Annotated in this window: 13 protein-coding genes and 3 pseudogenes; 14 read left to right on the forward strand and 2 right to left on the reverse strand. The window is 34.3% G+C overall.

The window, feature by feature from the left end; translation table 11 throughout:
* Positions 1-7 precede the first annotated feature (7 nt).
* The 10 genes and pseudogenes from MHH45_RS01620 to MHH45_RS01665 form a co-directional block, all read left to right on the forward strand.
* A complete protein-coding gene (locus MHH45_RS01620; protein ID WP_016115355.1) occupies positions 8-1,747 on the forward strand; it encodes a tetratricopeptide repeat protein in 1,740 nt (579 codons plus the stop codon).
* A gap of 207 nt (positions 1,748-1,954) precedes the next feature.
* Positions 1,955-2,146 (forward strand): DUF378 domain-containing protein, encoded by a 192-nt coding sequence (locus tag MHH45_RS01625; protein ID WP_016115354.1) that lies wholly within the window; start codon positions 1,955-1,957, stop codon positions 2,144-2,146.
* 207 nt (positions 2,147-2,353) lie between these two features.
* Positions 2,354-3,436, forward strand: coding sequence for a 3-phosphoserine/phosphohydroxythreonine transaminase (gene serC, locus MHH45_RS01630; protein WP_016115353.1), 1,083 nt, complete (start codon positions 2,354-2,356; stop codon positions 3,434-3,436).
* Positions 3,437-3,448: 12 nt separating this feature from the next.
* On the forward strand, positions 3,449-4,621 hold the full coding sequence (locus MHH45_RS01635; RefSeq protein WP_016115352.1) for a phosphoglycerate dehydrogenase: 1,173 nt from the start codon (positions 3,449-3,451) through the stop codon (positions 4,619-4,621).
* A gap of 13 nt (positions 4,622-4,634) precedes the next feature.
* Entirely contained in the window at positions 4,635-5,882 is a 1,248-nt protein-coding gene (locus tag MHH45_RS01640) for a DUF1015 domain-containing protein (protein WP_016115351.1), read from the forward strand.
* A 639-nt stretch (positions 5,883-6,521) separates the two neighbouring features.
* Entirely contained in the window at positions 6,522-7,199 is a 678-nt protein-coding gene (locus tag MHH45_RS01645) for a response regulator transcription factor (protein ID WP_077293979.1), read from the forward strand.
* 1 nt (position 7,200) lies between these two features.
* Positions 7,201-8,577 carry a sensor histidine kinase gene (locus MHH45_RS01650; protein ID WP_016115349.1) on the forward strand — a complete coding sequence of 459 codons (1,377 nt, stop codon included), beginning with the start codon at positions 7,201-7,203 and terminating at the stop codon, positions 8,575-8,577.
* Between the two features lie 201 nt (positions 8,578-8,778).
* Positions 8,779-9,219 (forward strand): annotated as a pseudogene (locus MHH45_RS01655) (Tn3 family transposase); the annotation flags it as partial.
* Between the two features lie 841 nt (positions 9,220-10,060).
* Positions 10,061-10,750 carry a hypothetical protein gene (locus tag MHH45_RS01660; protein ID WP_016115347.1) on the forward strand — a complete coding sequence of 230 codons (690 nt, stop codon included), beginning with the start codon at positions 10,061-10,063 and terminating at the stop codon, positions 10,748-10,750.
* 243 nt (positions 10,751-10,993) lie between these two features.
* A pseudogene (locus tag MHH45_RS01665) lies at positions 10,994-11,439 on the forward strand (hypothetical protein); the annotation flags it as partial.
* An 85-nt stretch (positions 11,440-11,524) separates the two neighbouring features.
* Here the strand turns inward: MHH45_RS01665 and MHH45_RS01670 are convergent.
* Both MHH45_RS01670 and MHH45_RS01675 read right to left on the reverse strand, forming a co-directional pair.
* Positions 11,525-11,965 carry a YaiI/YqxD family protein gene (locus MHH45_RS01670; protein ID WP_016114898.1) on the reverse strand — a complete coding sequence of 147 codons (441 nt, stop codon included), beginning with the start codon at positions 11,963-11,965 and terminating at the stop codon, positions 11,525-11,527.
* 61 nt (positions 11,966-12,026) lie between these two features.
* Positions 12,027-12,614 (reverse strand): annotated as a pseudogene (locus MHH45_RS01675) (MFS transporter); the annotation flags it as partial.
* Positions 12,615-12,707: 93 nt separating this feature from the next.
* On the opposite strand from MHH45_RS01675, the gene MHH45_RS01680 reads away from it, so the two are divergent.
* The 4 genes from MHH45_RS01680 (at position 12,708) to MHH45_RS01695 (ending at position 15,782) form a co-directional block, all read left to right on the forward strand.
* The gene (locus tag MHH45_RS01680; RefSeq protein ID WP_016115344.1) at positions 12,708-13,772 is read left to right on the forward strand and encodes an ABC transporter permease; all 1,065 of its coding nucleotides are present in this window, start codon (positions 12,708-12,710) and stop codon (positions 13,770-13,772) included.
* Complete coding sequence (locus tag MHH45_RS01685; protein ID WP_016115343.1) at positions 13,772-14,443, forward strand: ABC transporter ATP-binding protein; 672 nt, start codon at positions 13,772-13,774, stop codon at positions 14,441-14,443. The genes MHH45_RS01680 and MHH45_RS01685 overlap by 1 nt, the downstream gene beginning before the upstream one ends.
* Before the next feature lie 131 nt (positions 14,444-14,574).
* Positions 14,575-14,922: a DUF4260 domain-containing protein gene (locus MHH45_RS01690; RefSeq protein ID WP_016115340.1), complete on the forward strand. Its 348-nt coding sequence runs from the start codon at positions 14,575-14,577 to the stop codon at positions 14,920-14,922.
* A gap of 98 nt (positions 14,923-15,020) precedes the next feature.
* A complete protein-coding gene (locus MHH45_RS01695) occupies positions 15,021-15,782 on the forward strand; it encodes a CPBP family intramembrane glutamic endopeptidase (protein ID WP_016115339.1) in 762 nt (253 codons plus the stop codon).
* Positions 15,783-15,882: the final 100 nt, after the last annotated feature.

The raw sequence follows: 15,882 nt of genomic DNA on the forward strand, positions 1-15,882 counted from the left end.
TGAGGGAATGGAAGACAATTTTAGAAGGGTTTATTATTTGCTGAAACTTGGTGATGTTGAGCGTGCCAAAGAAGAAGCGGAACTTATGGTTAGGGAAGATCCAGAAGATGTTTATGGATATCTCAGCTTAAGCTATGTATATTTCTATGGGCTTCATGAAAGTGATATTGCAAGTGAATATATAGAAGAAGCACTTAAATTAGATCACTTAAATGAATTTGTTCTTTTAGCAGGATTAGATATTTTTACTGCGCAAAGTAATTTTACAAGATTAAGAGAAATAGCGGAAATTGGTATAAGAAACTACCCTGAAGAGGGATCATATTATTTCTATATGAGCGAAGCTGTCATGCATCTTGAAGGAATGAAAAATGTACTTGTTTACCTAGAAAAGGCGATGGAATTAGACCCTGAAAATGAAACGTATGTAGGCAGGTATGCTTATATCCTTTTGAAACATTTCCCAAAACGAAAAGAAGAGGGATTAAAGGCTGAAAAGCGTGCTTTAGAATTAAATCCAGAAAATATAACGAATCTTTTCTGTTTTGCAAGTATAGCGAAGGAGAAGAGGAATTTTAAAAAAGCAAGAATGCTAGCTGAAACTGCGATGAAACTAGATCCAAATGATGAGGGCGTTAGAGAAATTTATAAGGATATAATTGTAACGAAAAATAAATTTTGTGCTTTTACTATGGGATTTTCACAAATTTTAGAACGAGCTTTTTCTAAATTTTGCTCGTTATTTGGATTTGTATATAATTTGAATCGGTATGTGTATACTTTTTTAATTGTATTAAGTTTTATTGGATGGCTTATTCTTCCTATATATGTGATAGGTAGGTATGCAGGTATTATCTATTTTGTTGTTCTTGTGATGTGTCTTGTTTCTTCTATTATTAAAGGGAAGATATATAAAGAAGTTGGACTAGGTATGCCTTCGGATTGGAGAACGAATCTGCGCCGGAATCAATTTATTAGAGATCGAGAAATCTCTAAAATGAAACGTGATGTTGGGAAAGTAGAGCCTGTAAATATATCGACACAAAAGCTGTCACCAGAAGAGATTGAGTCGCAATTAGCAAGTTTTTGGGGAAAAGAAGCCGTGTTTGAAAAACAACAAGCCGAAGAAGTAGCGCCCACGGTTGCTCGGTCACAATTATCGTCTGAAGAGCATAAACAAATTCAATCGTATTCAGATATTAAATCTCCGCGTTATAATAAATGGGGAATCTGCCTAGTCATTATTTTCTCTTTTACTCTTATGTATCGTGCTGAAAAATTATACAACCTGTATCAGAGGGAAACTGGAAATACAACGCCACATATCAGCCAAGAAACAAAACAATCGATTGTTGAATATCAGGATAGAGCGCTCGAAGAACAAAAAGAAAAATTCAATAAGTATACGGTGGAATCTATTTTATATTCATTGAAAAGAAGTGATTTTAGTGAGAAATCACTTCAGCAATTTGTTGAGGAAGATTATGTTCCAGTTGTGATGGGAAAGGTTGGTCAACCTAGTGTCGAGAAATTAAAAAATGCACATCCAACTAAATTTTATAAAGAAGGAACAATTACATATGTATTATTGCAAGATGAGGAGGGCTCGTTTCTTTTAGAAATCCGAACAACAAAAATAAGTCACGTTTACGGTGAAAGTTGGGATAATAGTGAGCGAGAGATGCAGAGATACCATGAGTTAATTACGAAAATTGATACACAAGGTATTGCAGTAGGAACAAAATAAAATCATATAGGTTACATTGTTTATTTTTATATAACAAGTAAGGGGGACAAATGTACTCCTCTTAGTTTTTGCTGAATGTTGAGGTAGGGATATTACTGCTCGTTAATGTGTGATAAATTTAATTGAAAAATAAGAAAGTTTTTTGATTTGTTACATATATTTTAGTGAAAGGCCTTTCACCATTTTATCACCTAGGGGGCAATCATAATGAAGTTTTTGTCTTACCTTACAGTAATTCTGGTGATTCTTGGCGGTTTGAATTGGTTGTTTGTTGCGCTGGATTATAATGTAGTTGAGAAATGGTTTGGTTCTACACCAGCTCTTGTGGATACCATTTATTGGCTCTTTGGTCTTTCTGCTCTTTATCAAATTTATGATCGGTTTTTTACGGACAATTAGCTCTTATAAATTTATGAATGGAGTGTTAAGCGAGATGAAATGCTTAACACTTTTTTGTATGTTTATAAAAGTAAATGCATCTGCAAACGGTTCCATTGCGTCTTGCATCCTAATAAAGCAAAACAAATTGACCGTATATTTTATATGGGTTATAATTCAGAAAGTTTAAAAAATAACGAATATAGAAACAGGGAGGTCATACGGTTGATGGAGAGAGTTTACAATTTTTCAGCAGGGCCATCTATACTCCCTTTGCCAGTTTTAGAAAAAGTGCAAAAGGAGCTTTTAAATTATAACGGGACAGGTATGTCTGTTATTGAAATGAGTCACCGATCTTCGCAGTTTCAAAGTATTATAGATGAAGCAAGTAGCTTGCTTCGTGAATTGATGCACATTCCTGAGAATTACGATGTTTTATTTTTACAAGGAGGAGCATCTTTACAGTTTTCAATGGTTCCGCTGAATTTAATGAATGAACATAAAAGAGCCGGATACGTACTTACAGGTTCATGGTCTAAGAAAGCCTTACAGGAGGCTCAGAAAACTGGTGAAGTAGAAGTTATTGCTTCATCGGAAGAAAATCATTTTTCAACGATTCCACATGTAGATGTTCCAATGATTCCGAAAGAACTAGATTATGTACATATAACAACGAATAACACGATTGAAGGAACGAAATATGTTGAGTTACCACAGTTAGAGAATATTCCGCTTATTGCTGATATGTCTTCGAATATTTTATCTGAAAAATACGATATAGAGAAATTTGGTTTCATTTATGCAGGAGCACAAAAGAATTTAGGACCAGCAGGACTAACGATTGCAATTATTAGAAAAGACTTAATTGGTAAAGCGGATACTTCTTGTCCGACAATGTTAAACTATGAAACTTACAGTAAAAATAATTCCTTATATAATACACCGCCATCCTTTAGTATTTATGTGACGAAGCTAGTATTAGAATGGTTAAAGGAGCAGGGCGGCGTATCCGCAATTGAAGAACAAAATAGAAAAAAAGCAGCGCTTCTATACGATTTCTTAGATGAATCAAAATTATTTACTTCACCGGTTGATCCTGCATATCGTTCGCTTATGAATATTCCATTTACAACACCATCCAATGATTTAAATGAGCAATTTTTACAAAAAGCTAAAACACTAGGGCTTGTTACATTAAAAGGACATCGTTCTGTTGGTGGTATGCGAGCTAGCATTTATAACGCAATGCCAGTGGAAGGCGTTCAACAATTAGTAGATTACATGAAGGATTTTGAGCTAGAGAATAGATAGGGAGATGGGGAAATGTTTCGCGTTCAAACATTAAATCAGATTGCTGAAAAAGGCTTGCAAATTTTTGGTGGAGAGCGATATGAGGTTGGAGAAGACTTAGAACATCCAGACGGTATACTACTTCGAAGCTTTTCCTTACATCAAGAAGAATTTTCAAAAGATTTAAAGGCAATTGCAAGAGCTGGAGCTGGTGTAAATAACATTCCTGTAGAACGTTGTACAGAAAGAGGGATTGTTGTTTTCAATACACCAGGGGCAAATGCGAATGCAGTGAAAGAGCTTATTCTTGCCAGTCTTATCATGTCATCACGTAATATTATAAGTGGGGTTAGTTGGACAACAGGATTAGAAGGTGAAGAAGTTCCGCAGCTTGTCGAAGCAGGGAAAAAACAATTCGTTGGTTCAGAGATAGCAGGAAAACGACTTGGTGTTATTGGACTTGGTGCCATTGGTGCTCTTGTCGCAAATGATGCATTATCTCTTGGTATGGATGTTGTTGGATACGATCCATATATATCTGTTGAAACAGCATGGCGCTTATCAACACACGTACAACGTGCATTTAGTTTAGATGAAATCTTTGCAACATGTGATTATATTACATTGCATATTCCACTGACAGATCAAACGAGAGGGATAATTGGAGAACATGCTGTGCAAACGATGAAAAAAGGTGTCCGTCTTTTTAACTTTTCAAGAGGAGAACTTGTGGATGAAGTTACGTTAGCAAAAGCTTTAGAAGAAGGAATTATTAATCATTACGTAACTGATTTTCCAAATGAAAATGTAATAAAAATGAAAAATGTAACGGCAACGCCCCATCTTGGAGCTTCAACGTATGAATCTGAAGAGAATTGTGCAGTTATGGCTGCTTGTCAATTACGAGACTATTTAGAAACAGGAAATATCCGTAATTCAGTAAATTATCCAAATGTGGAACTTCCTTATGTCGGAAAGAAACGAATTACAATTATGCATCAAAACGTTCCAAACATGGTGGGGCAAATTACAGGATGTTTAGCGGAACATCATATTAATATTGCTGATATGATAAACCGTAGTAAAGGCTCTTTTGCATATACAATGATTGATATCGATAATGGAATTGATGATATAATTAAAGAAAATGTAGTTGAAAACATAAAGAAAATCACAGGTGTAGTAGCTGTTCGAATGATTGTATAAAGGAGAGAGAGATTTGGCGACAATTCGACCATTCAGGGCAATTCGTCCAGTATCTGATAAAGCTGCACAAGTTGCAGCACTGCCGTATGATGTGTTAAATAGTGAAGAAGCAAGAGAAGTTGTAAAGGGAAACCCATATTCCTTTTTACATATTGATAAAGCTGAAATAGACTTAGATCCGGCTGTTTCACCATATGATAATAGCGTATATGAAAAGGCAAGTGAAAACCTACAACGTTTAATGCAAGAAGAAGTATTGATTCAAGATGAAGAGCCATGTCTTTATATTTATCAATTAACAATGCAAGGGCGAACACAGTCTGGGCTTGTCGTTTGTACATCAATCGACGAGTATACTGATAATACAATTAAAAAGCATGAGCGGACCCGTCATGAAAAAGAACAAGATCGCATTCGTCATGTTGATATATGTAATGCGAATACAGGTCCGATTTTTTCAACATATCGTGCGAAAGAAGACGTAACAAAGTTAATTGCAACTTGGCAAGAAAATCACACGCCAATTTATCAATTTACTACGGATGATGGTGTGGAGCATGTAATATGGAAAATCGCAGAAATTGATGCGATTTCTGCATTAGTAGAATCATTCGAAGAGATTCCTTCCTTATATATTGCAGATGGACATCATCGATCAGCATCTGCTGTGAAAGTTGGGTTAATGCGTAGGGAACAATATCCGAACTATACAGGAGAAGAAGAATTTAATTTCTTTTTATCTGTTTTATTCCCTCATGATGAACTATCAATTTGGGATTATAATCGTGTTGTGAAAGATTTAAATGGTTTATCACAGGACCAATTTTTACAGCAAATTTCACACTATTTTTATGTGGAAAAAGCTGATGTATCTCCATATAAACCAACTGAACCAAAATCATTTGGTATGTATTTGGATCAGGGGTGGTATAAACTAACTGTGAAAGAAGAAACATTTGATGCCCATGATGTTGTACAACGTTTAGATGTTTCTATTTTACAAGATCACTTATTGAGTCAAGTATTACAAATTCACGACCCACGTGCAGATAGCCGCATTGATTTTGTTGGTGGTATTCGAGGTTTAGAGGAACTAGAGCGCCTTGTAAATCGTGGTGATTATAAAGTAGCGTTTGCTTTATATCCTACATCAATGGAAGATTTATTAGCAATTGCCGATGCGGGGGAAGTTATGCCACCAAAGTCCACTTGGTTTGAACCGAAGCTTCGTAGCGGCCTTTTTATACATTCTTTAGAATAGAGAAAAGACAGCAGATCAAATTTAAGACATACAAATAGTAAGAGTAAAGATAGTAAGGATTGAATATCCCTACTATCTTTTTTAACTATAAGTACAAATTAAAGATCCATAGTAATAATTGACGACTTATGAAAATACGCTATACACTATTCTTTCTTCAACTAAGGGATAGGCTCTAAAGTACCGTAGTTGATTGAAATTCCTCTTCCAACCATAAAATAGTATGAACACATTCTATCCATTTTCATCTTCTATAGTGTAGTACCTGTGCTGTATGAATGGATAACAGGTAGTTATCTACAAAAACAACGTGATTTTTGTATTGATCTAATGGTTCTAGATGTGATGAAATTTATGAAATCGTAGCCATCCGTCATTTTGCATTGATGACCTTGGATTCCGTCTTGCTCGTTCTTTTTGACTCCTACAAAGAGGGAGGACAGCTTAACTAACGGAGTACTACAGGTGAATAAAAAAGAGCCTGTATCGAAAATTACTTGGTAATCGAAGGTGTAGGTTTTAATTTGTAATATTTATTAATATTTGTATATATTTAATTTTAAATGCGGGCTTTTTCTTGCAAAAAACACAATTGTTTCTTAATGTAATAGTGTAGAAGGATAAACAAGGAAGGATTTAATGAATATGATACATATTTTATTAGCGGATGATGACGGGCATATTAGAGAATTATTACATTACCACTTACAAAAGGAAGGCTATAAAGTTTTTGAAGCTGAGGATGGAAAGGTAGCGCAATCCATATTAGAAAAAGAAAATATTCACCTGGCCGTTGTCGATATCATGATGCCATTTATTGACGGATATACTTTGTGCGAAGAAATTAGAAAGTATCATGATATACCTGTTATTTTATTAACTGCTAAAGATCAATTGGTGGATAAAGAAAAAGGATTTATTTCAGGAACAGATGATTATATTGTAAAGCCATTCGAACCAGCGGAAGTTATTTTCCGTATGAAAGCTTTACTTCGTCGTTATCAAAAGCTGAGTGCGGACGTTATCACGCTTCACGGAACAACGATTGATAGAAAAAGCTTTGAGGTAAAATGTAATGACCAAACGATTTTACTTCCTTTAAAGGAATTTGAATTGTTATCACAACTTGCAGGGTATCCTGGAAGAACGTTTTCAAGAGAAGAGTTGATTGAACTTGTTTGGGGGATGGACTTTGAAGGAGATGAACGGACAGTCGATGTTCATATTAAACGTCTTCGAGATCGTTTTTCAAAACGAACAGATGATTTTCAAATTAAAACGGTACGTGGACTTGGTTATAAGTTGGAGCTGAAATAAGATGAAGTCACTTTATTCTAGATTTGCATTGATTACTATTGGGATTATGCTTCTTAGTAGCATCATTGGTTTTTTATTAACCAATGTTTATTATCAAGTAAAATTAAAACCGTATAATAGTGAAAAGATTTTACGTTACGCCGAGGAAGTAAAACATTTATATGAAAAACAGACTGAGGAAAATAAGGATGAGTATTTACATTCTATTGCGAAATTAGGTTATGAGATTTATGTAGTAGATGATCAAAAACAGGGGAAACGAATTGGAAATGCTTTTCGGACTATAAAGATTAGTGATGCTACCATTGACAAAGTCTTACAAGGGAAAACATACAATGGTGTTTCTACCTATCCAACTCGTCTATTTATAACAGGCTTTTTTGATAATGAATTAATTAATAGCGTAGGGGTTCCGCTGAAACATGGTGATAAGCAATATGCCTTATTTATTCGTCCTGATATTCAGCAACAATTCGGCGAAATGAGGATTTTCTTAGCGGTATTGCTTGGATTTATTGTTGTATTAAGTATCATTTTTATTGCAATCGCAGCGCGGTATATCGTTCGTCCGATTCGCATATTTACAAAAGCGACGCAAAAAATTGCGAATGGTGAATATGATATTGAATTAGAAGAAGGGCGAAAAGATGAGATTGGAACATTATCTACGAGTTTTAAAAAAATGATAAAAAGTATAAAAGAGTTAGATCAAATGAGACAAGAGTTTGTTTCTAACGTGTCTCATGAATTTCAATCTCCACTTTCCTCGATTCAAGGTTTTTCTAAAACTCTACAGTCAGAAAAGATGACAGAAGATGAAAGAAAACGTTATTTACAAATTATTGAGGGCGAAAGTAAGCGAATGTCTAGTTTATGTAAGCAGTTACTTACGCTTGCTTCTTTAGATAAAGAGGAAAAGGTTCTTCAAATAAAAGAATTTGATGTGCATAAACAAATGAAAGATGTCATTTTTATGTTGGAATGGAAATGGCGTGAAAAAGACATAGCGGTTGAATTTGACGTACCTAACATAAATGTAAGAGGCGATGAAAATTTACTTCATCAAGTGTGGACAAATATCTTTACAAATAGTATTAAGTTTACAGATAGTGGTGGAACGATTGGATTTGCTGTAGAAGAATTAGAAACGAGTGTAGTGATTTCAATCTCAGATAGCGGGATTGGTATGGGACAAGAAGAAGTAGGTCGGATTTTTGATCGATTTTATAAGGTGGATACAGCAAGGGCTCGTAATGTAGAAGGAAGTGGCTTAGGTTTATCCATTGTGAAGAAAATTGTTGAATTGCATCATGGAGAAATCTCAGTGGAGAGTGTAAAAGGAGAAGGTACGACGTTTCGAATTGAATTACCGAAATAATGAGAAGGACTGATTTGAAGAGGAAATCTTTAAATCAGTCTTTTTTTATAGGATAAAATGATAAAAATGCTAAAAGAAAATATGTAAATCATTTGAGGTAGATTGTTGGAAGTAGCCATTTGGAAAGGGGTACGTCATTTTCTATTATGTTTAGTATTGCTAGTTGTATATTACATAGAGCATGCGACACAAATTTCATAGGTAAATGCAAAACATGGTAGGGATCCAGGATTAAGTTTTTATACACATATCTGAGATCAATACGCCCCATTTTATGTACAAGTTATTAGTTCTTCAGAAGAAGCGCCCCATATTATTGATGGCCTACTGTATCATGAAACAGATTTAAAAATTGAAGAACATTATACGGATACAGCAGGCTTCGTAGATCACGTTTTTGCCATGTGTCATATGTTAGGATTTCGATTTGCTCCTAGAATTAAAACGTTTAGTAAAAATAAAATTTATACTTTTGGAAAGCCCGTAAATCAACCACATCTAGAATTTATGATTGGCGGAACAATTCATACAAAGAAAATAAGAGAAAATTGGGATGACTTATTACGATTAACTAGCTCTGTTCGTAATGGAACCGTCACAGCTTCTCTGATTCTCAAAAAGCTTGCGGCTATTGTAAAAGAAGAATTTGAGGATTTAAAAAGGGGTTTATTAAGGAATTAGTTATTGTGGGAAGCAAGGGTATAGTTCACTGTTGTAATGCAAGGTTTTTTCTTATTGAACTAAAGAACCAAGTTAGGCCAGTAAAGAATGTGAATAAGCTTATGTATAAATTGATTACGTTGAGGAGTAGAACCAAATGGGGATTAGAAAAGCGAAGGTTGAAGATGATTAACGAATCTGTATAAGAGTCATCTTACCATGATTATGAAGGAAGTAAAACGAACTTCAAAATATCAATCACGATCTAGAAAAAGTTAGAAAATATTTTAGCGTTTGTTTATCCCTTCTGAAAGAATAAGGAATTCTCTCAGAAGGGTTCAAAAGAAAAAACATTTACTTTATCAAAACTTAAAATCAAGAAAGAAGTCACCAAATCTTATTTAGTAGCTAATCCAAAAAACCATTTTGAATAAAGATTGATCATTTCAATAAAACCTATTCAACAAACGTTCCCATTTGTTTACCTTACATACGCGAATTACCAATAACTTCTGTTCCATATATTACATCTTGCAAACATTTTTTTAAAAGTTATACTTTTTATATCAACGAAGAAATTTGTATCACCAATCATAAAATTCGGCTATACCCTTGACTTAGGAGTTTGACAGGCTAAAATTCGGTCTGTTTTTTTGCTGCAACAAAGACATGTGCAATACTACTACATCTTGTGATAAAACAGATAAACATATTTTTTTATTAAAATTCTCCAATTATCTTATATTTTCATAGGGTGACTGAGTAGTTATCAGGAATATTTATATAAGCTACAAATTAGGATTGCGTTTCATAGGAGGTTTAAATGAAAAAAATATTGCCGGGAGCCATTTTATCTTATACCCAGTATGGATATTTAAAAATACCAAAAAATATTAAAAGCCAATGTCCGAATTGCGGTAAATCAAGTGAATTTACGTTGAAAGCAAATTTTTACCAAGTGAAAAAAAGAGGATTATTCGCAGAAGGGCTTTGTTCTGAATGTGAAAAACCATCAGAGTTTGTCATTATGTTTCATAATTGTTCAGATCAAATCAATGAAGTAGACATCTTTATGTATAATCCTTCAGATTCAAAAGATCCTTTACATCAACTCGAACACAACCAAAAAATCCCTATAGACCTTCTCAGATCATATCGCTCTACCTTAAATATCAGTCAGTCAAAAGATCATTCTGCTACTGCAGTAATGTCAAAACGAGTTCTTGAAGGTGTCCTCAAACATTTCCTTGGGGAGAAAACGAATGGGCAGTCTCTTTGCCAGCAATTCGAGCAATTTCCAAAACATGTTGATTTAACGAAACCGATCCAAAATATTGGCCACCTTGTTCATCCGGACAGTCCTTTTTATGAAATGCTTGAACTAAAGCAAGAAATTGACGATGAAATGATTGTTTTATTAACAGAATTATTGGAAGTCCTGGTCGAATATTTATTTATACTGCCTGAAAAAATCGAATTGATACATGATAAGATTGAACAGAAATTGAAATAGAAGTCGCACATATGACTATCCATTTGAGAGTAGGAATATTCCTTTCATATAAAGTGAAACTTCTATCAGTGATTTTTTCATCCCCACTGACGGAAGACCAGCTAATATACGAAAAAAAGAAGATAGCCACCTATATATGAGATGGCTATCTTCTTTTTTTGAACGAGCTTTTAAAAAGTCCATTATTATTTTAACGAAAAATATCTTTTGCTACCCAGCCGACTACACCATCTTTTTTTATGTGAGGTGCAAAAGATTAATGCTTGTAATATATCCCTGAGGATATATTACAAGCACTCTGGCAAGAGCATAAATTAAATGCAATGGACAATCCCTATGGAACATGTCATGCACGATTGAAAGGAGATTGTCCACATATGGAAGCGCCACCTTGTTTGACATGCAACAGTGGTAATCCTTGCAAAGGCTTGGCGATTGGATTTTCAGAGCTAGATATTGAAAAATATGAGTTGCACATTAAAACGACAACAAGGGCTGTAGAAGTAGCTAAACAACATAATCGTGAGGATATGGTTGAAAAACATGAACGAAATCTACATCGATATGTAAAGGTAAGAGGGGGAAGAAGTGTGAATACAATTTGTTCACAAGAGGAAATTATTGAAAAAGTAAAAGAGATTTTATGCAGTTGTATACCTAAACACATTCCTAAAGAACAACTTACGTGAGTGTAGTGTAAGGCTAAAAAAAGAACTGAAATACTTGTCACAATATTATTTTTCTAGGTTTTCCTTAAAAATGAACGGTTCATTTTTAAAGTGAAATCGCTCTTTTAAAAAGCTCCCTAAATTTCTCCCTATCTTCTGATGTAAATGGTTTTGGCCCCTTTGTACGCTTTCCGCTTTTTCGAGCCATTGCACTCAAATAACGTGTTTGCAACAATTGGTCAATGTTTTCATTTGTATAGCTATACCCATTATGGTGAAGAACCGTACATCCTTTTGCTAAACCTAGCGAAGCAAGACCATAATCTTGCGTAACGATTATATCTCCTTTTGCTGCTAACTTCATAATCCGATAATCTGCAGCATCTGCTCCAGAATCAACATAAATCTTTTCCACCCCTGATGGTTGTTCCGCATTAGAAAAATGAGAAAAGCTAGTAACAAGGAGAACAGGAATTTCAGCATTCGTACCTTCAGAGATAATAATATCTTTTACCGGACAAGCATCTGCATCAACATAAATTTTCATCTTTATCACTCCCATAAATAAGTTCGAATTGATGATAATGGCAGATTTAGCTTTTGTCAAAAGAAGATGCATCTTCTTTATGAGCTGGTATATTTAATAAACTAAATAACAGTGCAGTAATGGCAAATGTGAAGGAGTCTACGAGGTATAGAACAATAGCCCCTAAACTTGCTACTAGGATGCCTGAAACAGCAGTACAAATTAAATCGATCCCTTGATAGGAAAATGAGAAGAGGGAATTTCCTTTTAATAATTGTGTTTTATTCAATAGAAGAGGTAAAGTCTTTGTTTGTACGGGATATGTGAATTGTTCAATAAAAGCTACGATTGGCATAATGATGAGTACAAGTTGGATTGATAACATGTCGAAGTAGTATGTAATAGGGATGATTAGAATTAGAATACATTGTGAAATTTGTGTAATGATGAGAGTGTTTTTTATTGACCATCTATCAACGAATGGGCCAGTAAGAAATTGAAACGCAGAAGGTAATAGTGTAACAAAACCTGCTAAACCCGTGTGAAAGGCATTGCCACCAAGTTTATATACGAGCCACATCGCTGCTACGTAATACAAGCTATCCCCGATGTTTGTGAAAATTCTTCCTAAAAATAGCAGTAAAAAATTTCGGTTTTTTAATATGTCCATTTTTTCTGTAATCTTTTGTTCATATTCCGTTCATATTTCTTTTTTAAGATGAGTACATAGAAAGAAAGAAAGAAAGAGGAAGGAGCGAGCGAAATGTTTTTAGCTCTACGTGAATTAAAACAATCAAAATTAAGATATGGATTAATCGGGCTTATTATGGTTTTATTATCATTTTTAGTCCTTGTAATTTCTGGGTTAGCAAATGGTTTATCGTATGATAATGCCTCTTCCATTCAAAATATGGATGCAACAAAATTTGTATTAGCAGATGATGCGGAAAATAAATTACTCCGTTCACAAATAAAGAAAGAAGATGTGGATGATGTAGTAGGGCAAGTAGATGCAAACGATGCTGTGCCATTTCATGTGAAAGTTTCTACGTATGAAAAGAAGGATAGTTCAAAAAAGGTTGATATTGCGATTTTTGCAAGCGAACGTGACACGTTCTTGGAACCAAAGATTGTACAAGGGAACGCATTAGGAACAGCACAAGATGAAATGGTTGCTGACGAATCGATTAAAGAAAAAGGCATAGATATTGGAGATACAATTATCGATCCTGTTTCTAAAAAAGAATTCAAAATCGTTGGCTTTACGAAAGATCAAATGTTTAGTCACACACCTGTTGTTTATGTGAATCAAGATGTATGGGGACAAATTGCGCAGCCAAATCAAAAGGACTATAGTGCAATTGCACTTCGTACGGATAAAGAAGTGAAAAATGCACATGTGATTGAGAAAAAAGAAGTTCTTCAAAGTATCCCAGGGTATAAAGAAGAACAAGGAACATTAACAATGATTATTGCGTTCTTGCTTGTGATTGCTGCTTTATTAATCGGTGTGTTCTTCTATGTCATTACACTACAAAAAACACAACAATTAGGTGTACTAAAAGCGATTGGAACAAAAAATTCGTATTTAGCAAATAGTTTAGTTGTGCAAGCATTATTCCTATCTGTTGTCGCAATGGCGATAAGTATTGTACTCGTAGAAGGTTTGCAAAGAATATTGCCAGAAAGCATGCCGTTTTTATTAACAACGACAATGATTGGTCAATATGCAGGAATCTTTATTGTAATTAGTATTCTTGGAACACTTATTTCCTTATATCAGGTATTAAAAGTTGATGCACTAGAAGCAATTGGAGGTGGCATGTAATGACATCGCTATTAAAATTAGAGGAAGTTAGTAAAGTGTACGGAGAAGGGGATACAGAGGTAACTGCTCTACATCCAATTTCACTTAATGTGAAGGCGGGAGAGTTTATCGGTATTGTTGGCCCTTCTGGATCAGGGAAAAGTACTTTGTTATCAATTGCTGGTGCTTTATTATCACCATCAAAAGGAAATATTTACATTCGTGAACAAAATATTACGCGTTTATCAGAAAAGGAAATGACAGATATTCGTTTAAGAAAAATCGGGTTCATTTTTCAGTTTGCAAATCTTGTTCCCTATTTAAATGTAAAAGAACAATTACTCTACATTGCAAAATTAAAGAAAGAAGACCGAAAAGAATCTGAAAAGCGTGTCGATCATTTGTTAGCTGCATTTGGACTATCTCAGAGAAAAAATCATTATCCAAATCAATTATCTGGCGGAGAAAAACAAAGGGTTGCAATTGCTCGTGCTTTCATGAATAATCCGGATTTAATATTAGCGGATGAACCAACAGCAAGCCTTGATTCAAAACGCGGACGCGAAGTTGTCGAAATGATGAAACGAGAAGTGAAAGAAAGTCAAAAAGCAGCAATTATGATTACGCATGATGAAAGAATGCTGGATGTATGTGATCGTATTTTAACATTACGTGACGGAAAGTTAGTATAGGTATTATAAGAAAAAGCACAGGGTGGATTCCTGTGCTTTTTTGTACATGATAATTCGTTTAGACTGGTTTTGGAATTAAATGTTATAATAGTCTTATTATTCCGTTTTTTTATAGAGGAGGAGGATAAAATATGGAGAAAAAAATCATACATATGGAAGGGCTTATTGTCTTAATAGCGACCATTTATATATATGCATTAAATGAATTTAGCTGGTTCATATTCTTCTTGTTGCTTTTAGTACCTGATGTTTCAATGCTAGCATATCTTATTAATAATCGTATTGGTGCGCAGATTTATAACCTGTTTCATACTTACATAGTATCAATATTACTGATTTTGATTGGCTTATTTCTAAAATCAGATGTGACTCTTATGATCGGCTTAATTTGGACAGCTCATATTGGAATGGATCGTCTGTTCGGATATGGTCTTAAATATCAAACGGATTTTAAAGATACGCATATTCAAAAGTTATAAGATACAGTAGGAATAAACGTTTACAATACATATAAATCTTTTTATGTACCAAGCTATATTCATTTTAAAATCTAATCACGACAAAGAGGGATAGGTATATGAATAATGATATGAAACGATATTTAATATGCACGTTCATATTTACATGGATACTCTGGGGACTATTAATTAGCTTGATAAAATGGGACATTACCACATTCGGTACTCCATTAGCAATGATATTGTTTGTTTTCGGAGGTATCATGCCAGCAATTAGTGCAATTAGTTTAAAGAAAAAATATGGATCAAAAGAGGAGTTTAGAGTTTTTATCAAAAACATTGTTAACGCTAAACATCATTTTGCATGGTATATTCTGATCATTGTTCTAGCTTTTATTACCTGTTATCTGCCAACGCTATTTGGTGGGGCAACGATGCAAAAGCCATTATACGTTGCATTACTTAATTTTCCAATAATGATTATTGGTGGTGGAGTTGAGGAAATCGGATGGAGGGGATTCTTGCAACCTGCACTTCAAAAAAGGTTTTCTTCATTTTTAAGCACCATGATTGTGAGCATAATATGGGCTGTTTGGCACCTGCCGTTATGGTTCATTCCAGGCACTAACCAGACTCAAATAAACTTTATATACTTTATAATCACGATAATTGCCGTATCCTTCATATATACTACAATTTATAATGCAACTAAAAGTATTTTTATGTGTCTAGTTTTCCATGCACTTATGAATTCTTTTTGGAGCGTATACGTGCCAAATGATAAGATTTTACCAGCCTGTTCAACTCTTATCTTTGGAATTTGCGTCTTTATAGTGTATAAATTAGTGATAAAAAGAAAAAGTACCTTATTAACAGGTTAACAAAGATAAAGCAAGGAAACCTATTTCGAGTTTCCCCTCATCAAACCTTACGTCCCCTATTAAGGGATATAACTTACCGACATGTTATATCGTGGATTTT

This window comes from Bacillus sp. FSL K6-0042 (genome assembly GCF_038006685.1).
GTDB lineage: Bacteria > Bacillota > Bacilli > Bacillales > Bacillaceae_G > Bacillus_A > Bacillus_A pseudomycoides.